This is a genomic window from Pseudomonas sp. A-R-19, from assembly GCF_019956575.1.
Classification (GTDB): Bacteria; Pseudomonadota; Gammaproteobacteria; order Pseudomonadales; family Pseudomonadaceae; genus Aquipseudomonas.
On sequence record NZ_JAHBDR010000042.1, the window covers coordinates 21,261 to 40,693 of the forward strand.

Genomic DNA, 19,433 nt, shown 5'->3' on the forward strand with positions numbered 1-19,433 from the left:
CTACTTTCTCCAGCCTGAGTCAATGATGCAAGATGGCCTGCAGGAACGCTTGTGTGCGAGGTTCCTTAGGTGCGGTAAAAAACGGTTCAGGGATGTTCTGCTCAACAATGCGTCCGCTTTCCATGAAGATCACCCGGTCGGCGACCCGACGGGCAAAGCCCATTTCGTGAGTCACCACGACCATCGTGACGCCGGAGCGCGCAAGGTTCTGCATGACATCGAGTACTTCGCCAACCATCTCCGGGTCCAGCGCCGAAGTCGGTTCGTCGAACAGAATTGCCCGCGGCTCCATGGCCATGGTGCGGGCAATAGCGACACGCTGCTGTTGGCCGCCAGACAATTGACTCGGGTATTTGTGAGCGTGATCGCCCATGCCGACCTTCACCAATAGTTCCTTGGCCCTGGCGTGAGCTTCACGCCGACTCAGCCCGCGAACGCGGATCGGCGCCAGCGACACGTTGTCGAGAACAGTGAGGTGCGGATAGAGGTTGAAGCTCTGAAACACCATACCTACTTCGCTACGGATGGCGCTCAGTCGCGGACCGTTTTCAACCCGCTCTCCCCCCACCCGAATATCGCCCTGCTGGTAGTCTTCAAGCAGATTGATGCAGCGAATCAAGGTCGATTTTCCCGAACCGGACGGGCCAAGAATGACCACCACTTCACCCTCTTCAACCTGCAAATTGATATTGCTTAACGCCTTGAAGCTGCCGTAGTACTTGTCGAGTTTTTCGATGTCAATCAACGTACTCATGCGGTTTTTCCTCCAGAGGCGTTACGACGTTCAACCCAGCTGACCATTTGTACCAGCGGCAGCAATAGCAACAGGTACAGCAAGGCAGCACCCACCAGTGGCGTCGGATTGGCGGCCAGTGCCTGAGCCTGGGTTGCCTGCTTCAACAAGTCGGGCATGGCGACGACTGAAGCGAGCGCCGTGTCTTTCATGACGTTGATGCAGTTGCTGGTCATAGGGGGCATTACGATGCGGATGGCCTGGGGTAAAACGACGTCACGCATGGTATTGAAGAAGCTCATGCCTTGAGAGGCCGATGCTTCGAACTGGCCACGGGGAATGGCCTCGATGCCCGAACGAAAAATCTCCGCACTGTAGGCGCAGGAGACAAGCGAGAGCGCACTGGCAGCGGCCGCAAAAGACGACAGTCGAATGCCGACAAAAGGCAGCGCGTAATAGATGAGTACCAATAAAACCAGCAGTGGAATAGAGCGCATGATATCGATGTAGATACGCGCAAGCGCTCGAACAGGTGCGTAGGAGTACAACCGCAGCAATGCCAGCAACAGCCCGCCCACCAGGCCCAGGGCAATGCTCACCACCCCCAGCAAAATGGTCACGCCCAAACCGCGCATCATCAGCGGAAGCGAATCGACGAGCACGTTCCAGTTGAAGAATGTCTGCAAAAGATCCATGGGATACCTCGGTCAATACAAGTGGCGAACGGGCGTCGCCACTTACATGCATCATCAGCAGGGCTTACTTGAGAACGGCGGTTACTTTCATGGTACTCGAATCTTTATCGGCGTCAGCGCCGAACCACTGTTTGTGGATTTTCCCCAAGGTACCGTCTTCTTTCATCTTGCTGATAATGTCGTTGACCTGATCGCTCATCGCCCATCCTTTGGCGTGCATCAGCGAGTAGCGCTCACCGGTGGGAATACGCGCCACGATGGAATACTGCGGTTTGTCCTTGATGTAGTAGAGCACCGCAGGAATGTCACTGATATAGCCATCGATTCGCCCGGAAGCCAGATCAAGCATGGCCGGCGATAGCCCTTCATAGCGCGAGACATCGGCGAACTTGTACTCGTCCTTGTGTTGGCCGATCCACATGTCGCCGGTAGAGCCAGTGTCGACACCAACCACCTTGTCGTTCATGTCGGCCAGGCTTTTGACCTTGGAAGTGGTCAGTGCGGTGAGCGACTGGTCGCTGTCGAAGTAAGGCTGCGCAAAGGCTACCGACTCCAGACGTTTCGGAGTGATGGTGATGGATGAAATAGCGATGTCGACGCGTTTGGATTGCACGGCACTGAACAGGCCGTTGAAAGGAATGTTGACGAACTCGACGCTTTTTCCGGCGCGTTTGGCCACCTCATTTACAACATCGACTTCGAAGCCGACAAACTCACCTTTGGAATCCTGAAATTCCCAAGGCACGTTGCCAACGTTAGCACCTACGGTCCAGTCCGCGGCCCAGGCTGGCAGAGAAACTGCGGCCGTCATGAACAGTCCCAGCATCATTTTCGCTTTCATGTTTGCTCCCGATTGTTTGTTTTTTTAGGTGCTAACAGCAGGTGAACTCGTACAACGTGGGATCGAGAGTAAATCACTGGATCATTTATTTCAACACAGTTTGTCTGTGAATTTTTTACTCCAAGACCGTCTTCAGTTTTCTTTAAACGTCATGGGGCAGCGTTTACCAGCTATGGCAGCGTGCTGCGAAGTGACGTCCAAGGCGCCCTGGTATGAAATCCAGGATCAGTGGCCACAGTTTCGATGACAGCTTCGGGTCAACTGCTACCAGTCCTCGACAAAGCGCACGCGCTCAACGGTCAACCCAAACCTGCGACAATGCTGCCTCTTCGGGCTTCGTAACTTGCGTGGCAAACGTTCAGGTATTTGAATAACTCATTCACGGGGAGCAGCCACATTGGAATTGAGACAACTGCGCTATTTCGTAAAAATCATCGAGCTTGGCAGCCTGGGGCGTGCGGCACTTGAACTGGATGTTGGTGTGTCAGCCCTCAGTCAGCAAATCTCCAAGCTGGAAAGCGAACTGTGCACCCGCCTCCTGAATCGAACCTCCACCGGCGTGACACCCACTAGCGCCGGATTTGCGTTTTTACACCATGCCCAACTGACGCTACGCCAGGCGGAAAACGCCATCATGGCCGCCCATCGCGGGCGAATGAGCGGTTATGTCAGCGTCGGCTTGCCACCGACTACCGCGACGGTGCTCGCGTTGCCGTTGATCAACGCAATGCGTACGCGTTATCCGGACATACAACTGCATTTGGTGGAAATGCTTTCCGGCCACTTGGCGGCGCAGCTCAACGCACGGCAAATTGACCTGGCCATCCTGTTCCAGCTCGAAGGGGGTAAACGCTGGAGCGTGACGCCGCTGCTGGATGAAAAGCTGTTTGTCATTGCCTCGCCCAGCCTGCCTCAAGCGCCTTCAGGTGACAGCGTGCAGTTAGCCGACCTCGGCGGCCTGCCGCTGGTGATGCCCAGCGTGCAGCATGGATTGCGTTCGACATTGACCAGCGCGTTCGAGCGGGTCGGGCTAACGCCCAATGTCATTATGGAAGTCGACGGTCTCGCTGTTTTGATGAACGCCGTTCGGGCCGGTCATGCGGCAACGATACAACCGGGGGCGGCCGCGGCATTGAAAGACGGGTCCGGACTTTCACTGATCAGGATTACCGATCCCCATGTGGGCCGGCGTAATCTTCTGGCGACGCTGGCTGACGACGAACTCTCTCCGGCGGCGCTGGCAACGCGGTTGGTCATCGTCGATGTGGCGCGACAGTTGGTCGTCGACAAACAGTGGCCTGGAGCTACGTGGATAGAAGGGGTAGACACGTAATCCTCCTTCAACCCCGGACATCTCCTGACGACAAAGCCTTTAGAAAAACTAAACACCCCGCGTCAAAAGCAGCCTTTCGGCCACTCCTTCCCCACCCTATCGTTCTTCCCACTCGCAAGGAGCACTTCGTTCCCGCTTCCTTGCCAATCGAGGAGCGATAATGATCGACGTCTTAATCATAGGGGGTGGCAACGCTGCCTTGTGCGCCGCTCTGATGGCGCGAGAAGCAGGCGCCAGCGTGATGCTGCTGGAAGCCTCTCCGAAAATCTGGCGCGGTGGCAACTCCCAACACACCCGTAACCTGCGGTGCATGCACGACGAACCGCAGGACGTGCTGATCGATGCCTATCCGGAAGAAGAATACTGGCAAGACCTGTTGAAGGTCACCGGTGGCCTCACGGATGAAAAGCTTGCACGCATTGCCATTCGGGCATCGTCTTCTTGCCGCGACTGGATGCGTTCACACGGCGTGCATTTCCAGCCACCGCTGTCCGGCGCGCTGCACGTGGCGCGGACCAACGCTTTTTTCATGGGCGGCGGCAAAGCGCTGGTCAATGCGTATTTCCGCAGCGCCGAGCGACTGGGTGTAAAAGTTCGCTACAACACCCAAGTAACCGACATCGAGTTGGACGAGGGGAAATTCGTCGCCGCCCATGTGGGCGAACATGAGGTCGATGGTCAGCGTTTCGCCGCCGAACGCATTGAAGCCCGGGCCTGCGTGTTGGCGGCCGGCGGCTTCGAATCCAACCGTGAATGGCTGCGCGAAGCCTGGGGTCAGAACGAACGCGGTGAATGGCCATCGGACAATTTCCTGATCCGGGGCACCCGATTCAACACCGGCATTTTGCTCCGGCGCATGCTCGACCTTGGCGCCGATGTGATCGGCGATCCGACGCAAGCACACATGGTCGCGATTGATGCCCGTGCGCCACTCTACGACGGCGGCATCTGCACCCGAATCGACTGCGTATCGCTGGGTGTGGTGGTCAATCGCGATGGCGAACGCTTCTACGACGAAGGTGAGGATTTCTGGCCAAAACGTTATGCGATCTGGGGGCGTCTGGTGGCCGGACAACCCGGTCAGCAGGCGTATTCGATCATCGATCAACAAGCCATCGGCCGCTTCATGCCGCCGGTCTTTCCCGGAACCACCGCCAATACTCTGCAAGACCTTGCTCGCCAGTTGAAGCTGCCTCAAGAAAAATTCGTCAAGACGGTCGAGGACTACAACCGCGCCTGCCGCGTTGGCACGTTCGATCACACGGCGCTGGACGACTGCCACACCCAAGGACTGGTGCCCGCCAAAACCCATTGGGCGCGGCCATTGGTGAAACCACCTTTCTACGCCTACCCGCTTAAACCGGGTGTCACGTTTACCTACCTCGGCCTCGCCACCGACGAAACCGCTGCCGTGCATTTCAACGGCAAAGCGAGCCCCAACCTGTTCGTCGCGGGAGAAATGATGGCCGGCAATGTTCTGGGCAAGGGCTACACCGCCGGCATCGGCATGGCCATCGGTACCGCGTTTGGCCGCATCGCCGGTGTGCAGGCGGCCGCTTCGGTGGGCTTTGGCGTTTCATCTGCAAACACGGAGTCTCGACATGCAACTGTTTGATCCCCAAGCATCGGGCGGGTTGATCCCGGTGTTGAATCTTGACGAAAGTGAAGTCCAGCGGCAGATGACCATCTGCAACGCCTGCCGTTATTGCGAAGGCTTTTGCGCGGTATTTCCGGCGATGACCCGGCGCTTGGAATTCACTCAGGCCGACATCCATTACCTGGCGAACTTGTGCCATAACTGCGGCGCGTGCCTGCACGCCTGCCAGTACGCCGCCCCACACGAATTCGACGTCAACATACCCAAAGCCATGGCCAAAGTGCGCCTGGATACTTACGCCGAATACGCCTGGCCGCAAGCGCTGGGCAAGTTGTATCAGCGCAACGGCCTGACCCTGGCACTGGCTTCCGGTGGGGGACTGGCGTTGTTTTTATGCCTGACCCTGATGCTCATGGGCAACCTGTTCGCGGCCATTCCAGGGGGCAACTTCTACAAGATTTTCCCGCATAACACCCTGGCGCTGATGTTCGGCTCAGTGTTCGGCTTTGCGGTACTTGCCCTGACCCTGGGTGTACGGCGCTTCTGGCGCAACGTTTCACCGGTCGCAGCGCCACTGCCGTTGAAAACGTCCGCTGCATTGGAGGCTACGGCCAACGTCGCCAAGCTTAAGTACCTGGACGGCGGCCATGGCGAAGGCTGCAACAACGCCGACGATCAGTTCACCTTGTGGCGACGCCGATTCCACCACCTCACCTTCTATGGCTTCATGCTGTGCTTCGCCGCCACCGGTGTCGCCACGCTCTTTCACTATCTGCTGAAGTGGTCGGCGCCCTATCCGATCTTCAGCTTGCCGGTGATGTTGGGTATTGCCGGGGGCATCGGCCTGCTGATCGGCCCGGCGGGGCTTCTTTGGCTGAACCTGCGTCGCAACCCAGCGCACGGCGATGAGAACCAGAAACCCATGGATCGCGGCTTCATCGCGCTGCTGTTGCTGGTCAGCGCAAGCGGCCTGGCGCTCCTGGCTTTTCGTGAAACCAGCGCCTTGGGCTTGATGCTGGCGATCCATCTCGGCCTGGTCATGGCGTTTTTCCTGACCATGCCCTACAGCAAATTCGCCCATGGAATCTTCCGCAGCGCAGCGCTGCTCAAACACGCCATCGAGAAGCGTCAACCCAACCCGATCAACGCCGGCAGCGACTGACGGTTAAAGCACTCATTCCAAAAACAATAGTGAGCATAACGGTAGCCATGATGAAAACGACGACGGCAACAACCCGAGCCAAGGGGTCCAAATTGGGCGCCATTTTGCGGGTCACCAGCGGTAACTTTCTCGAGCAGTTCGACTTCTTTCTGTTCGGGTTCTACGCGACCTACATCTCCCAGACGTTCTTTCCAGCCACCAGCGAGTTTGCCTCGCTGATGATGACCTTCGCGGTATTCGGCTCCGGGTTCCTGATGCGCCCACTGGGCGCCATTGTGCTGGGGGCGTACATCGACAAGGTGGGTCGTCGCAAGGGGCTGATCGTGACGCTGTCGATCATGGCCGCCGGTACCGTATTGATCGCCCTGGTGCCGGGCTATGCCGCCATCGGCGTGGCGGCACCGATTCTGGTGTTGTTGGGCAGGCTGCTCCAGGGCTTCTCCGCCGGCGCGGAAATGGGCGGCGTGTCCGTGTATCTGGCGGAAATTTCCACCCCCGGTCACACCGGTTTCTACACCAGTTGGCAATCGGCCAGCCAACAGGTGGCGATCGTCGTCGCGGCCGCGTTGGGCTACACGATCAATGCCACGATGCAAGCCGCTGAAATCGCCGATTGGGGATGGCGTATTCCGTTCTTCATTGGCTGCGTGATCATCCCGTTCATTTTCATTATTCGCCGCTCACTGGAAGAAACCGCCGCCTTCACTGCTCGCAGCCATCGTCCAACCACTCGCGAAGTTTTTCGCTCGATGCGTGACAACTGGCGCACCGTCCTGGCGGGCGGCTTGCTGGCGTCCATGACCACCACCACGTTCTACCTGATTACGGTCTACACACCGACGTTTGGCAGGACAGTACTGAACCTGAGCACCACCGACAGCCTGGTGGTCACACTGCTGGTCGGCATCAGCAACTTTATCTGGCTGCCTATCGGCGGCGCCCTCTCCGACCGCATTGGCCGGCGGCCACTGTTGCTGGCGATATCGTTGCTGTGCATCTTCACCGCCTATCCCGCCATGCACTGGCTCGCAGAGGCGGCGAGTTTCGAACGACTGCTCGCTGTTCTGCTGTACTTCTCATTCTTCTTTGGCATTTACAACGGCGCCATGGTCGCGGCACTGACCGAAGTCATGCCACAGAACGTGCGGGTGGTCGGGTTTTCACTGGCCTTCAGTTTGGCTACCGCGGTGTTTGGCGGTTTTACCCCGGCAATCTCGACGCTGCTTGTCCAGGCCACGGGCGACAAGGCATCACCTGCCTACTGGCTGATGTTCGCAGCGTTGTGCGGGTTCACGGCGACGACCATTCTGTATCGTCGGCAAAAAGCTTTGGCAGTCAGAACCGTTTAGTTCCTCGATCGCCGACGCTTACCACGCGTCGATCCACGGCGGGAACCGAATTAGAGTGGCATGAGGTCGATTACAGTCGTTCGTCAGGGCAGTAATCGGCCAGAAGCGGACGTTCGACTGATCAGAAGGTGGTAAGGCTGGCGTCTTTTCAAGCGACAGGGACGAACGCATGTCAGAGGTCTACCAAGGAAGCTGCCTTTGCAAATCAATCATGTTATGCGCTACTTATTACGCCAAAATCAGTGAGTCATAGTTCTGGACGCTCGCCCGGAAACGATTCGAAAAAGGATATCGATGAGGGATGAGCAATTACTCTTCAACTGATGCGAGGACTTCGCTTTAGTCGAGGCGCCCAATTGCTTAGGACGGTGCATGCCCTATCACATTATCTTGCTCGTACTTTTCGCAGCGCTCTTGCATGCCAGTTGGAATGCCGCATTGCGCGGTGGCGCCGACAGGCTTTGGTCGATGACGATCATGTGCGTGGCGGTAGCCATTGCCAGCATCGCAATAGCCTTGTTTTTGGAAGCTCCGGCCCAAGCCAGCTGGTTCTACGCAGCGCTTTCAGCGGTGCTGCACGTTGGCTACAACTTGTTCCTGGTGCGCAGCTATAAGGTTGGAGACCTTGGGCAAACTTACCCTATATCTCGGGGCTCCTCGCCTATCCTGATTACCCTCGCGGCTTCGGTTTTTGCCGGAGAAACGGTTGGGCCAGTCGCGATGATCGGCATTTTACTGGTGTCAGGCGGAATCATTTCGCTGGCCTTTAGTGGACGCAAGCTGGCTGTTCCCAGCCTGCCTTACGCCCTGGGAACCGGTTGTTTCATAGCGGCTTATAGCGTGACGGATGGCATTGGCGTCCGCCTGTCCGGCGCGCCGATGGCATACACGGTATGGATGTGCGCCTTGTGGGGCATCTTGATGCCTTTGGTGTATGTCGGCGTGCGTGACACGAAAAGTTTATGTTCCTTCCGACCGGGGTTCATGTCGGCCTTCATTGGAGGTCTGGTTTCACTTCTGGCCTATGGCATCGTCATCTACGCCATGTCCGCCGCGCCCATGGGAGCGGTGTCGGCATTGCGCGAAACCAGCGTGTTGTTCGCGGCATTGATCGGATATTTTTTCTTGGGTGAAACACTGACTGTCCGAAAGGTATTGGCATGCGCGGTGATTGCTGTCGGCACGATCATCATTGGCTAACGGCAGGGGCGCAAAGCCGAGGTCAGCTTGGAGTCGGCTTCAGCCCTTCGAGACAGGCAGAAATCGGCCGATTCTGTTGAAAACAGTCGACCTGGGCTGATTACCCATGCATTGAGTGCTGAAAACGCCAATTTTGCAGGCTGCTACGTAAAATCCGAGCCATAAATCTCATGCGCAACGCGCAGATTTAAATCTCAGACGCGTATTTTTCTGCAGTGGAAATTGAAGCCGACTTTTTCAACAGAATCGGCCTGAAGCAGTCACTCAGTTATGTCTGCCTTGTATGTACCCATTCAAACAGGCACCTTTAAGGCCATCAGCCAACCTTTACTTGTTTAGGGGAAACACGATGGACATTGAGCAATTGAAAGCATCACTCAAACCCTGGCTCGCTATCGATACCTGGCATTCAAACCATGCACTGGATGAGCAGCGCTTTCACAAGGCGCTTAAATCAGCTTTCGAAAAGCTTGGAACCCCAATATCTTTCGAGAGTTTTCGAAAGGCCATTATCCTAGGCCTGAGCGAATACCGGGAAAATGATTCCAAGGCGTTTGAAAATGATGTGGAAAGCTATGCCCAACTCGCAGAGGACATTTCGTATTACGTAACGAACACTGCCCAATGATGGATATTCAGTGTGGGTTCTTCGGCGCGAGACTGACTAGTTTGAAGGCACATCAGGCGCGCACGTAGACCCAGGCACGGGTGCCTGACTTGAGCGCCACGCAGACACGCTTGTAGTCCGCTACCTCATATTCGTCCGCAGCGTTCAGCTCTTGCGCGGTGATCTCGAAAACGGTGCCGGCAATCTCGTCCGATGCATCACCGCTCTCTTGCACGATGGGGTGATGGGTTTTCCCACTCGCGGCCAACCCCGCCGGATCGGTGATCTCCACCATCCGGACCGCAAGTGGCTGAACGTCTTCCCGGGCATGGCGGTGAACATGGAAAACGTCGGCGCCAAGTACCCGGCGACGTTCGTCGATGCCAAGGGCGAGTTCCTTTCGGGCAGCAACGGCTACACGCTGAACCTGCCCAAAGGCATTCCAGCGGCGTTGTTCTGGTCGGTGACCGTGTACGACTCGATCACCGCTTCGGGCGTGGACAACGGTCAGCCGTTCCCGTCGTTGAACACCATGGACAAACCCCTGGTGAATGCCGACGGTTCGATTGACGTGCACTTCGGGCCGGATTCACCGGGTGAAGGCAAGAACTGGATTCGCACCCTGCCAGGCAAAGGCTACTTCGTGATCCTGCGCCTGTATGGCCCGACCAAGGCTTTCTTCAACAAGGAGTGGAAGCCTGGAGACCTGCACAAGCAGTAACCATCAATGCAACCCGGAGATAGGAGCGTGGGAGCGCTCATATCTCCGGGTAAGTGCGATAGATTCGTCTATTCGAATTTATCCAATGGTCACCGGCAGCTTCACGCCCCACTCACGGCACCTGCGCAACAGCAGCAGGAACGCGTTGCCTGTCACTGACAAAGCAAACAACCAGTGCCGTCACGGCAATGCCGAACAGATACAGAGCCTGGCGTCCAAAATGCTCCATCAACGCACCTGCCACCAATGGGCCGATGGTCGCGCCGATGCCGAACGTCACCAAAAGCACCCCGGCGACGGATACACGCAACTCCGGCTCCAGATTGTCATTGGCATGCACAACGCCCAATGGATACAGGCAGAACTGAAGAAACCCGATGACTGCGCCCGCCAGCATGACCCAACCCGGTCCCGGTGCCGGCAAAAAGGCCAACGGCAGGTAAGCGACGCAAAGCAAAGCGGCGGTCAGGCGAATCAGGCCAACACGGGAGAACCGGTCTGACAGTTTGCCCAGAGGCAGTTGCGCAAACAGTCCGGCCGCAATGCTCAGGGCCATGAACTGGCCAACCTGCGCGGGGCTGAAACCCGATTGCGCAGCGAAGATCGGCGTCAGTCCATAGAAGCAGCCGTTGAGCAATCCCGACGCGAGAATAGTGCCCAACGATTGCGGGAGCCGCCGGACATAACGCATGAAGCTGACCCGCGTCTGACTGATCGGGCTGGGCTGTGTTCCCCTGTGCATGGCCATCGGCACCAGCCCCATGGCAAACGCGATCGCCACGCCCGACAACACCAGGGCATCGAGCCCATTGCCGAAGCTGAGCAACAGTTGCCCCAGCATCATGCCGACGTAGCTGGCCACCATATACAGCGACATGGCTCCGCCACGGCGACCACTCGGCGCGCAGTCGTTGAGCCAGCTTTCGATGACCATCAGTTGGCACATCATCGCCACGCCGACCACAAACCTCAGCCCCAGCCACAGCGCCAACCAGTCACTGAGCTGGTGGCTGAGCACCGCCGTGACGATCACGCCGGCACTGACCACGAATGCCCGCACATGCGAGATCCGGCCAATCAGCCAGTAACCGATCCGTCCCCCCACCACCATTCCCAGCGCATTGGCCGCCATCAGCGCGCCGCCCCAGACCTCGGCGATACCGGCGGCGTTCAGGCGCAAGGCCAGATACGTCATCAGCAGGCTGGAGCCCAGTTGCATCAGCAGCGCGGCAGCGTAAATCGTTGCAAACACCTTGGTGAGCGCAAACATGTTCAGTTTCCCGGATCAGATGAGGCCGTGACGTTGCTTCCAGTCACCGGGATGCACGACATAACCGAACAGTGCGTGGCCGCCGTAGACGAGTTCCGTGCCTTCGGGAATCCAGAGCAATTGCCCAGGCTCCACCCGGTACAGTTCACCGTTCGCCTGCAGTTCGAAGCAGCCTTCGATGACGAAAATGACCTCGTCATACAGCAAGGTCCAGGCGACCTCGGCCCCCTCCCACCGCGCAAAGCCGATCCCCAAGTGAGGTGAAACGTCGTTGCTCACGGCACGGGCAACGCTCGCGCCCCCGGGGGGGCCGCCGCGATGCACAAAGTCCAGGTCCCGGTGATCGACCAGCAGTACCGGTTTCTCGTCGGTCGGCGCACGGGTCATAACTCGCTCCTGCTGTTCCAGGCCGCCCAGCGGATGCGCGAACGCACCCCGAGCCCCAGGAACGGTTCCGGCGGATTGCGCGAAGGCATGCCCGTCACCGCTTCAATGTCATCCAGCCGTTGCGAGTCAGCCCCCAGTACCTTGTCCGCCAACAACGTGCCGGATATGGTGCCCCACGCGGCCCCTACCCCGTTGTCGCAAGCGGTGGCGAATACGCCGTCGTCGAGTTGCCCGAAGAAGTTGGTGAAGTTGCGCGAGATCGCGTAGACCCCGCCCCATGTGTGCGTAAAGGGTACGTGGGCAAGCTGGGGGTAACGGGAAAGGAAAGCCGCATGATGATCCTCGCGGACTTTCAGGCGAGTCGCATCATTGATGCTGCGCCCGTAGCGCGGCACATGCTTGTAGGTATTACGGATGATGAGACGGCGATCACGGGTCATCCTCACTGTGGTGCCGGCATGGTCGGCAGGCGTCAACCCCCAGTCGGCCTGGGCGCCGACAGTCGCCATCTCTTCGTCGGAGAGTGGACGCGTCCAGCTGGCAAACGTCATCACCGGCAGCAGCCGATTGCGCAGGTAACCGAACTCCTGGGTGAAGATACTGGTGCCAAGCAACACCTTCGGCGTTCGAATCAAACCCTCTTTGCCTTGCAGGATCCAGTTGCCGCCGGCGTCTTTCTCCAGGCGCTGGATGGGCGACTCTTCGAGTACTTCGACGTTGTCGGGCAGTGATGCGCCCAGACCGCGCACCAGTGCCGCCGGCTGCATGAGATAGCAACCCGGGGTAAAGATCGCGCGGCTGTAGTAATCCGTCCCCAGCACGCCGGCCAGTTCCTGGCGCTCCACCACGCGATAGGGCTCGCCGAGGTCCGCCATCAGTTTCTCGAAGTGACCGAGATACGCCAGGCCACGCTCGCCCACTGCGCCTTGATACTTGCCGGCATGGGACCACTGACACTCGATGCCGTGACGACCGATCAGGGTCTGCAATTGGTCAATGGCCGCGCGATTGAGTCCCAGCAGGCGTTGCTTGTGCCGGGGGTCCGGATGCTCCAGGGCAAACTTGTGCGGCAGATCGATGACGAAACCGGAGTTGCGCCCCGATGCCCCGTAGCCAACACGCTGGGCGTCGACCAGCAGAATGCGCGACTGCGGCATGTGCTCGGCCAACCGGCGCGCCGCGGCGAGCCCGGCGAAGCCCGCGCCGATCACCACGTAGTCGGCCTTTTGCTCACCGCTCAGGCGCGTGGCCGGCAGCGGTTCCGGTAATGCGGCGTACCAGCCACAACTGCGGTCATCATGAGGCAGGTTAACGATACTGTTCATTGGTCGACTCTCAGGCCACATGCTGTTGGGTGTCCTGGCAGCGTTGCAGCCAGGTATTGCGTTGTTGTTGGGCCTGCCGTCCGAGCAGGACGAAGCCGCGCAAGGCGCCAGCGTTGTCACGGAAGGCAGCGCTCAGTCCGTCCCCGGTCGCGTCGCAGTGCCATTGCCCCTCACAATCGACGGGGGGCGGCAGCAGGCACAAAGGTGCCGCCGGCGTCTTCACCGTCACCGGCGCAAGTGGGTAGGCCACCGGCGTCGGCTGCCCGGACAAGGTCCTGGCCAGGGCGCGGATACCCTCGTTGATCGGCGCGAGATAGGGCAGCAATTGCCCATCGACCTCGATGCAATCGCCCAAGGCATAGATGCCGCGCTGCGAAGTCTGCAGCTGCGCATCCACCTTGATGCCGCGCCCGCAGGCCAGACCGGCGGCTTGCGCCAGTTCCAGGTTGGGACGCAGGCCGACGGCCGACAGCACCAGATCCGCCTCGAAGTGCTGACCGTCGGCCAGCGCCAGTCGATAGCCGTTCGAACCCTGCTCGATACGCTGCAAAGTCGTGCGCAAATGCCATTGCACGCCAAGACCGGACAGCGCCTGTTGCAGTTGCAGGCCCGCCGGTTCCGGCAACAGGCGCTCCATCGGCCACTTGCCCAGACCGATGACCCGAACCTGATAACCACTGCTCGCCAGGTCATTGGCGAACTCACAGCCGATCAGCCCGTCGCCCAGCACCGCCACGCTGCGCACGCCGTCGAGACGTTCACGGAAGGCGCGGTAGTCCTGCAGGTTGTTGACGCTCAGCAGCGCATCGGCACAACCCTCGATGGGCAGGCGCAGCGGCGAAGCACCGCTGGCCAGGACGAGTTGGCCGTAGGCCATTTCGCCGAGATTGGTGTACAGGCGCTGTGCCTGGGCATCGATCCGCTCGACCCGGCAATGGCTATAGATGCGAATGCCCAGGCGCTGCTCGAGGGCCAATGGGCTTTCTGTCGCCAGCGCCTCGGCGCTGCGCCCCTGGGCCAGGGCGATCGACAGCGCCGGCTTGGAGTAGTTGTGCCCGCAGTCCTGGGTCAGCACCCGGACATCGAGTTGCGGGTTGGCTTTACGCAACGCCTGCGCCAGGCCGTAACCGGCATAGCCGCTACCGATGATGACCACCGGCTGGGCCGGCGCAACCACAGCCGCGGGCAGCTTGGCGATTGCCGGCGCGGCCGCCACGGCTTTCACCGGCTCGCTGATTTCGATCATCTCGAAATCGGCTTTGCCCACCTTGCACTCGGGGCACAGCCAGTCTTCGGGGACGTCTTCCCAGCGGGTCCCGGCGGCAATGCCGTCGTCCGGCCAACCCTGGGCTTCGTCATAAATCAGGCCACAGATAATGCAGAGCCACTTCTTCATGGTGCTGTCCCCTCACTCGCCCGCGATACGCAAGGCCAGGTTCTTGGTGCGCACGTAGCTGTAGAGCGCTTCCTGGCCTTTCTCCCGCCCGAAACCGGAGAGCCCCACGCCACCGAATGGCGTTTCGATGCCGCCGGCGTACCACTCGTTGATAAACACCTGGCCGGCGCGCAGTCGCCGCGCACAACGCAGGGCACGATTGAGGTCCTGGGTGAAAACGCCCGCGACCAGACCGAATTCGGTGCCATTGGCGATGGCGATGGCTTCTTCTTCGGTATCGAACGCAATGACCGCGAGCACCGGACCAAAGACCTCGGCCTGGGCAATTTGCATCTGCGGGGTGACGTCACGAAATACCGTTGGCGCCATGAAATGCCCGCGCATGCCGCTGAGCGCCTCACCGCCGGTTGCAACCACTGCGCCCTCCTCCTCGGCTTGCCGGCACATGGCTTCAATGCCCTGGAGCTGGCCTGCAGAGATCACCGGCGTCAGGTCCGGATTGTCCTGGCCGAGGCCGACAGCCAGGCTTTCAGCCATCGCCACCACGTCAGCGACCACCTCTTCGTAAAGGGAACGGTGCACCAGCAGGCGCGACATGGCCGAGCACACCTGGCCGGCATTGAAGAAGATGCCGTTGCGCACGCTGGCCAGCAGTTGCTCGCGATCGGCATCAGGGAACACCACGGCCGCCGACTTGCCACCCAACTCCATGACGCTGGGAATCGCGTGCTCGGCGGCAGCCCGCAGGATGCTCTGACCGGTGCCGACGGAACCGGTGAAGACGATCTGGTCGACCGCGCGATGCCCGGCCATATAGGCGCCCACTTCCCGGCCGCGACCACAGATCAGGTTGACGGCGCCCTGCGGCAATCCGGCACGCTCGATGGCCTGCAGCAGGACACACAGCCCCAGCGGAGAAATCTCCGGCGACTTGATCACCACGGCGTTGCCGGCAGCCAGGGCCGGTGCCAGCGAGCGGGCACAGATGGACACCGGGAAATTCCACGGCACGATCTGCAACGACACCCCCATGGGGTCGTAGACCGTGAAGTCCATGTAGCCATTGCCCAGGGGAATGGAGGTTCCTTCGATCTTGTCGGCCATGCCGGCGTAGTACTCGAAGTAACGCGCCGCTTCGATGAACTCGTCGCGGGCATCACGCAGGCTCTTGCCGTTCTCCTGGCACAGGACCCATGCGCCCTCCTCGGTCACCGCGCGGATCTGCGCGGCAATCTCCAGCAGCCAGGTGACCCGCTGCGCAGGCCGTGCGCGGGTCAGTTCGCCGCTGTCGGCGCAGCGCCGTGCCGCCTGCAGCGCCCGCTCCGCGTCGGCCACACTGGCCTGGGCGATGGTGGCGACAGGCTCGGTTGTGCCTGGGTTATTGACGGTGAGGTGCTGCTCACTGTCGGTCCAGTTGCCGTCGATGAAGTTCAGCCAATGCGCTTGAATCGGATACATGGCCATGACCTCAAACGCTCTGCGCGCAGGCGAGAAGCTGACGCGCAGCCCACTGGTGGAAGAAGTGCGTCGGCAGATCCATTTCCGGGGAGAACGCGCCACCGCCATAACCTGGGGAGTGACGGCCTTTCTGCATGCCTTCGACCGAAGCGATGTCTTCGGCGAACACCACGCGCCAGGACTGCATGACCGCGTCACGCGCCGCTTCGAAACGGCTGTCGAGTGCCTCATCGCCCACATAGAAAAGACGCAGGTGCTCGACGGTCTTACCGGGTGCGATCGGCTCCAGCATCATGGCGAAGGCGTGGTCGGCCTGGATGCCCAGCAGGACGTTGGGGAAGAACGCTACGTATTCGGCGGTGCGCAAGCGATCCTGCGGCCAGGACGGGAAAATCGGCAGTTGGGTGCCAGCGACGTCGGACAGGTTATAGGCATGACTGCCCTGGCCGGCGAACTGATCGAAGATGATGTTGTAGTGGTCTTCCAGGCGCGAATAGCTGTTCAGGCTCGGGTGCACCCACGGCAGGTGGTAGGCCTCGCAGTAGTTTTCCACCGCCAGTTTCCAGTTGCAGTTGACCTCGATGCTCACGGCACCGCTGTTGGGTTCACGGCGCAGCAAGTCCATGCCATCGGTCCCGAGGAACTGGGTCCAGCGCTCGGTCAAGGGGGCGAGCTGCTCGTGCAGATCCGGTGCGTCGGCCGACAGGTTGATGAACACCATGTCCATCCAGATGGCGCTGCGCAATGCCTTCAACCCGTGCTTCTCGCAAGCGAAACGCTCGTCTTTGTGCTGGTTGATGCCGCCCACATGTGGGGTGCCCTTGAGGCCACCATTGAGGTCGTATGTCCAGGAATGGTAGGGACAACGAATCACGCCCTGCACTTCACCGGCTTGCTGCACCAGCTTGACGCCACGGTGACTGCAGACGTTGTGGAAGACCTGGACGACGCCTTCGCGGTTGCGCATCAGCAACAACGGCAGCCCCATGAAATCCACCGGCTTGACGTAGCTGTTGCTCGGCAGATCACTGGCGAAACCGACACAGGCCCAGTTGCGACCGAGCACGTGGTCGCGCTCCAGGTCGAAATAGCGTTGTTCGGTATAGAACTCATTGGTCAGGCCATGGGCTTCATGGATCGGTGCCAGGACAGTTTCCAGGGCATGAGTGGGGATGAGGCGAGTCGCGGTCGTGGACATTATTGTTTTCTCTTGCTGGCACGAAAGGAAATACGCGGCAGGTCTGGCTGCTGCATGGCGGCGAGTTTCGGCAAGAAGAGGAACAGTCGACAAACGATTTTTTAGGCATGCATTAATGACTATTAATCATCAATGTAAAAAGCGCTATTTGCTGATACGGTTCAGTTACTGCGGGAAGATACAGGCCATCATTACGGCCTTATATTGATGATCAAATGTAATGAAGCGATGAGGATAAATGAGTTGTCGGCCGCCCGTGTCTCCACCATTTTGTTGCCACATCTCGAGCCTTGATCGCCTCGAGATTTCCCTGAGGTGCGAATGACCGGCCGCTGGCATCCGCCAAGACCGCCCCGCCCTTCACCCGGCAACATCCACAACCCTTGAACAATAATAAAAGGGGAAAAAAATGCGTGCAGAATCGGGCCTTCTCAAAGGTCTCAACCCGAGTGTAACGTTGGCTTCGATCACGACCGTGGTCCTGTTTGTGCTGTTCTGTGCGTTCATGGATGAGCAAGCGGCAAAAGCCTTTGAAACAGCGTCGACCTTCATCCTGACTAACTTCAAGTGGTACTACCTGGCACTGCTGAGCGGTGTGCTTTGCCTGCTGCTGTACATTTCCCTGAGCCGCTTCGGCACGCTCAAGCTTGGCGCTCACAACGATCAACCCGAGTTCAGTTTTGGCTCCTGGATTGCCATGTTGTTCAGTGCCGGCATGGGCATTGGCCTGATTTTCTGGTCGGTCGCCGAGCCCATGCTGCATTACGCCGACAACCCGTTCTCCAAGGGGCTGACGGATGAAGCCGCGAGCATGGCCATGCGCATCACCCTGTTCCATTGGGGCCTGCATCCCTGGGCGATTTTCACCTTGATCGGCTTGAGCCTGGCTTACTTTGCCTATCGCAAAGGCTTGCCCCTGGCGCTGCGGTCCCTGCTCTACCCGCTCATTGGCGACCGGATCTACGGCTGGATCGGCCATGTCGTGGACATCATGGGCGTGGCGATCACCGCATTCGGTGTCTCCCAATCGCTTGGCCTTGGCGTTGCGCAGATCAACACCGGCCTTCACCAGGTGTTTGGCCTGCCCGTCAGTGTCGGGCTGCAGCTGGCGATCATCCTGGTCGTCACCATCATCGCCTCCATTTCGCTCCTGGCCGGCCTCTCCAAAGGAATGAAGCGGATATCGACGCTCAACATGTACATGTCGATCCTGTTGATGCTGGTAGTTCTGGTGGTGGGTCCGACTCGCTACATCCTCAACCTGATGTTTGAGTCGACCGGGGACTACGTGCAAAACCTGGTCGGTTTGAGCCTGTGGATGGACACGCAGAAAGACACTCAATGGCAAAACTGGTGGACGGCGTTCTACTGGCCGTGGTGGATGACCTGGGGGCCGTTCGTTGGCCTGTTCATCGCACGGATTTCCAAGGGGCGGACCATTCGCGAGCTGATCGTCGGTGCCCTGGTAGTCCCCACGATGGTCACCATCCTGTGGATGTCGGTCTTCGGTGGTGCCGCGTTGAAGAGCGAGCAAACCGAGCGCCAGCAGTACCAGCAGGCAGCCGCCAGCACCGAACAGGTCGTGGAAAAGGCCACTTTTGAAGGCGGCACCATTCTTCTTGCGACCAAGAAAGAACCCACGGCGGCGATGTTCACCCTGCTCGGCAAACTCGACGGGCCGTTGATCGGTGGCGCGCTTTCGATATTCGTCTGCCTGCTGCTCGCCGTTCACTTCGTTACCACCGCCGACGCGGGAACCCAGGTGCTCTGCACATTGAATGCGATGGGCAGTACCAATCCGCCGAACTGGATCAGGTTACTCTGGTGCATTCTCGAAGGTGGCGTTGCTGCGGGGCTGCTCCTGGCTGGCGGGCTCAAGGCCATTCAGATGGCGAGTATCGCCGCGGGCCTGCCTATCGCGATTCTGATGATGATCATGAGCTACACGCTGATTCGCAGCCTGCGCGAAGAGCCATTCGGCGCCCTGCCGCACCAGCCGCCGGCTGGCCGCCTGCCGGTTCAGGAGCAAGCCCACGAGAGTATCTCGCCACTGGGCGGTTCCATTCTGGGCGGGGCTGAAGATTCATTGCTGACCGCTCGAAAAGCTGGCTGACTGCAGCCACTCGCTCTGCCAAATACAAAGCCGTCAGTGACAAGCTGA

At 59.4% G+C, this 19,433-nt stretch carries 16 protein-coding genes and 3 pseudogenes; 8 read left to right on the forward strand and 11 right to left on the reverse strand.

The annotated features are described in order from the left end of the window. Window positions 1-19 precede the first annotated feature (19 nt). From KGA88_RS09075 to KGA88_RS09085, 3 genes are all read right to left on the reverse strand, one after another. The gene (locus KGA88_RS09075; protein ID WP_317851663.1) at window positions 20-754 is read right to left on the reverse strand and encodes an amino acid ABC transporter ATP-binding protein; all 735 of its coding nucleotides are present in this window, start codon (window positions 752-754) and stop codon (window positions 20-22) included. Further along, window positions 751-1,428: an amino acid ABC transporter permease gene (locus KGA88_RS09080; RefSeq protein ID WP_027923846.1), complete on the reverse strand. Its 678-nt coding sequence runs from the start codon at window positions 1,426-1,428 to the stop codon at window positions 751-753. Before KGA88_RS09080 ends, KGA88_RS09075 begins: the two co-directional genes overlap by 4 nt. 64 nt (window positions 1,429-1,492) lie before the next feature. Further along, window positions 1,493-2,269, reverse strand: coding sequence for a transporter substrate-binding domain-containing protein (locus tag KGA88_RS09085; protein ID WP_223590260.1), 777 nt, complete (start codon window positions 2,267-2,269; stop codon window positions 1,493-1,495). Window positions 2,270-2,666: 397 nt separating this feature from the next. On the opposite strand from KGA88_RS09085, the gene KGA88_RS09090 reads away from it, so the two are divergent. From KGA88_RS09090 to KGA88_RS09115, 6 genes are all read left to right on the forward strand, one after another. Beyond that, complete coding sequence (locus KGA88_RS09090) at window positions 2,667-3,602, forward strand: LysR substrate-binding domain-containing protein (protein ID WP_223590263.1); 936 nt, start codon at window positions 2,667-2,669, stop codon at window positions 3,600-3,602. 160 nt (window positions 3,603-3,762) lie between these two features. Next, on the forward strand, window positions 3,763-5,217 hold the full coding sequence (gene tcuA / locus KGA88_RS09095; protein WP_223590265.1) for an FAD-dependent tricarballylate dehydrogenase TcuA: 1,455 nt from the start codon (window positions 3,763-3,765) through the stop codon (window positions 5,215-5,217). Beyond that, complete coding sequence (gene tcuB / locus KGA88_RS09100) at window positions 5,204-6,361, forward strand: tricarballylate utilization 4Fe-4S protein TcuB (protein WP_223590268.1); 1,158 nt, start codon at window positions 5,204-5,206, stop codon at window positions 6,359-6,361. The genes tcuA and tcuB overlap by 14 nt, the downstream gene beginning before the upstream one ends. Before the next feature lie 47 nt (window positions 6,362-6,408). Further along, entirely contained in the window at window positions 6,409-7,710 is a 1,302-nt protein-coding gene (locus tag KGA88_RS09105) for an MFS transporter (RefSeq protein ID WP_223590271.1), read from the forward strand. A gap of 372 nt (window positions 7,711-8,082) precedes the next feature. Further along, the gene (locus tag KGA88_RS09110) at window positions 8,083-8,910 is read left to right on the forward strand and encodes a DMT family transporter (RefSeq protein ID WP_223590274.1); all 828 of its coding nucleotides are present in this window, start codon (window positions 8,083-8,085) and stop codon (window positions 8,908-8,910) included. A 349-nt stretch (window positions 8,911-9,259) separates the two neighbouring features. Continuing rightward, entirely contained in the window at window positions 9,260-9,538 is a 279-nt protein-coding gene (locus KGA88_RS09115) for a hypothetical protein (RefSeq protein ID WP_223590277.1), read from the forward strand. Window positions 9,539-9,590: 52 nt separating this feature from the next. Here KGA88_RS09115 and KGA88_RS09120 read toward each other — a convergent pair. Beyond that, window positions 9,591-9,809: pseudogene (locus KGA88_RS09120) on the reverse strand (gamma-glutamylcyclotransferase family protein); the annotation flags it as partial. Between the two features lie 30 nt (window positions 9,810-9,839). Here KGA88_RS09120 and KGA88_RS09125 point away from each other — a divergent pair. Then, window positions 9,840-10,238 (forward strand): annotated as a pseudogene (locus tag KGA88_RS09125) (DUF1214 domain-containing protein); the annotation flags it as partial. A 112-nt stretch (window positions 10,239-10,350) separates the two neighbouring features. Here the strand turns inward: KGA88_RS09125 and KGA88_RS09130 are convergent. From KGA88_RS09130 to KGA88_RS09160, 7 genes and pseudogenes are all read right to left on the reverse strand, one after another. Beyond that, entirely contained in the window at window positions 10,351-11,508 is a 1,158-nt protein-coding gene (locus KGA88_RS09130; protein WP_110658491.1) for an MFS transporter, read from the reverse strand. A gap of 15 nt (window positions 11,509-11,523) precedes the next feature. Further along, a complete protein-coding gene (locus KGA88_RS09135) occupies window positions 11,524-11,895 on the reverse strand; it encodes an ethanolamine utilization protein EutQ (protein ID WP_110658490.1) in 372 nt (123 codons plus the stop codon). Further along, window positions 11,892-13,220: an NAD(P)/FAD-dependent oxidoreductase gene (locus KGA88_RS09140; RefSeq protein ID WP_263296058.1), complete on the reverse strand. Its 1,329-nt coding sequence runs from the start codon at window positions 13,218-13,220 to the stop codon at window positions 11,892-11,894. The genes KGA88_RS09135 and KGA88_RS09140 overlap by 4 nt, the downstream gene beginning before the upstream one ends. 10 nt (window positions 13,221-13,230) lie before the next feature. After that, a complete protein-coding gene (locus tag KGA88_RS09145) occupies window positions 13,231-14,466 on the reverse strand; it encodes an FAD-dependent oxidoreductase (RefSeq protein ID WP_223590363.1) in 1,236 nt (411 codons plus the stop codon). Beyond that, window positions 14,455-14,616, reverse strand: a pseudogene (locus tag KGA88_RS09150) (rubredoxin); the annotation flags it as partial. The pseudogene KGA88_RS09150 and the gene KGA88_RS09145, both read right to left, overlap by 12 nt. A gap of 12 nt (window positions 14,617-14,628) precedes the next feature. Continuing rightward, window positions 14,629-16,074: an aldehyde dehydrogenase family protein gene (locus KGA88_RS09155; protein ID WP_223590280.1), complete on the reverse strand. Its 1,446-nt coding sequence runs from the start codon at window positions 16,072-16,074 to the stop codon at window positions 14,629-14,631. A 10-nt stretch (window positions 16,075-16,084) separates the two neighbouring features. Continuing rightward, on the reverse strand, window positions 16,085-17,272 hold the full coding sequence (locus KGA88_RS09160; protein ID WP_110658287.1) for an aromatic ring-hydroxylating oxygenase subunit alpha: 1,188 nt from the start codon (window positions 17,270-17,272) through the stop codon (window positions 16,085-16,087). 409 nt (window positions 17,273-17,681) lie between these two features. Between KGA88_RS09160 and KGA88_RS09165 the strand changes: the two genes are divergently transcribed. Further along, window positions 17,682-19,385 (forward strand): BCCT family transporter, encoded by a 1,704-nt coding sequence (locus KGA88_RS09165; RefSeq protein WP_223590284.1) that lies wholly within the window; start codon window positions 17,682-17,684, stop codon window positions 19,383-19,385. Window positions 19,386-19,433 lie beyond the last annotated feature (48 nt).

Bases quoted from the DNA above. Each gene is read 5' to 3' on its own strand.
- KGA88_RS09075 (WP_317851663.1), bottom strand. From the start codon at position 754: ATGAGTACGTTGATTGACATCGAAAAACTCGACAAGTACTACGGCAGC.
- KGA88_RS09080 (WP_027923846.1), bottom strand. From the start codon at position 1,428: ATGGATCTTTTGCAGACATTCTTCAACTGGAACGTGCTCGTCGATTCG.
- KGA88_RS09085 (WP_223590260.1), bottom strand. From the start codon at position 2,269: ATGAAAGCGAAAATGATGCTGGGACTGTTCATGACGGCCGCAGTTTCT.
- tcuA (WP_223590265.1), top strand. From the start codon at position 3,763: ATGATCGACGTCTTAATCATAGGGGGTGGCAACGCTGCCTTGTGCGCC.
- tcuB (WP_223590268.1), top strand. From the start codon at position 5,204: ATGCAACTGTTTGATCCCCAAGCATCGGGCGGGTTGATCCCGGTGTTG.
- KGA88_RS09105 (WP_223590271.1), top strand. From the start codon at position 6,409: ATGATGAAAACGACGACGGCAACAACCCGAGCCAAGGGGTCCAAATTG.
- KGA88_RS09110 (WP_223590274.1), top strand. From the start codon at position 8,083: ATGCCCTATCACATTATCTTGCTCGTACTTTTCGCAGCGCTCTTGCAT.
- KGA88_RS09115 (WP_223590277.1), top strand. From the start codon at position 9,260: ATGGACATTGAGCAATTGAAAGCATCACTCAAACCCTGGCTCGCTATC.
- KGA88_RS09130 (WP_110658491.1), bottom strand. From the start codon at position 11,508: ATGTTTGCGCTCACCAAGGTGTTTGCAACGATTTACGCTGCCGCGCTG.
- KGA88_RS09135 (WP_110658490.1), bottom strand. From the start codon at position 11,895: ATGACCCGTGCGCCGACCGACGAGAAACCGGTACTGCTGGTCGATCAC.
- KGA88_RS09140 (WP_263296058.1), bottom strand. From the start codon at position 13,220: ATGAACAGTATCGTTAACCTGCCTCATGATGACCGCAGTTGTGGCTGG.
- KGA88_RS09145 (WP_223590363.1), bottom strand. From the start codon at position 14,466: ATGATCGAAATCAGCGAGCCGGTGAAAGCCGTGGCGGCCGCGCCGGCA.
- KGA88_RS09155 (WP_223590280.1), bottom strand. From the start codon at position 16,074: ATGTATCCGATTCAAGCGCATTGGCTGAACTTCATCGACGGCAACTGG.
- KGA88_RS09160 (WP_110658287.1), bottom strand. From the start codon at position 17,272: ATGTCCACGACCGCGACTCGCCTCATCCCCACTCATGCCCTGGAAACT.
- KGA88_RS09165 (WP_223590284.1), top strand. From the start codon at position 17,682: ATGCGTGCAGAATCGGGCCTTCTCAAAGGTCTCAACCCGAGTGTAACG.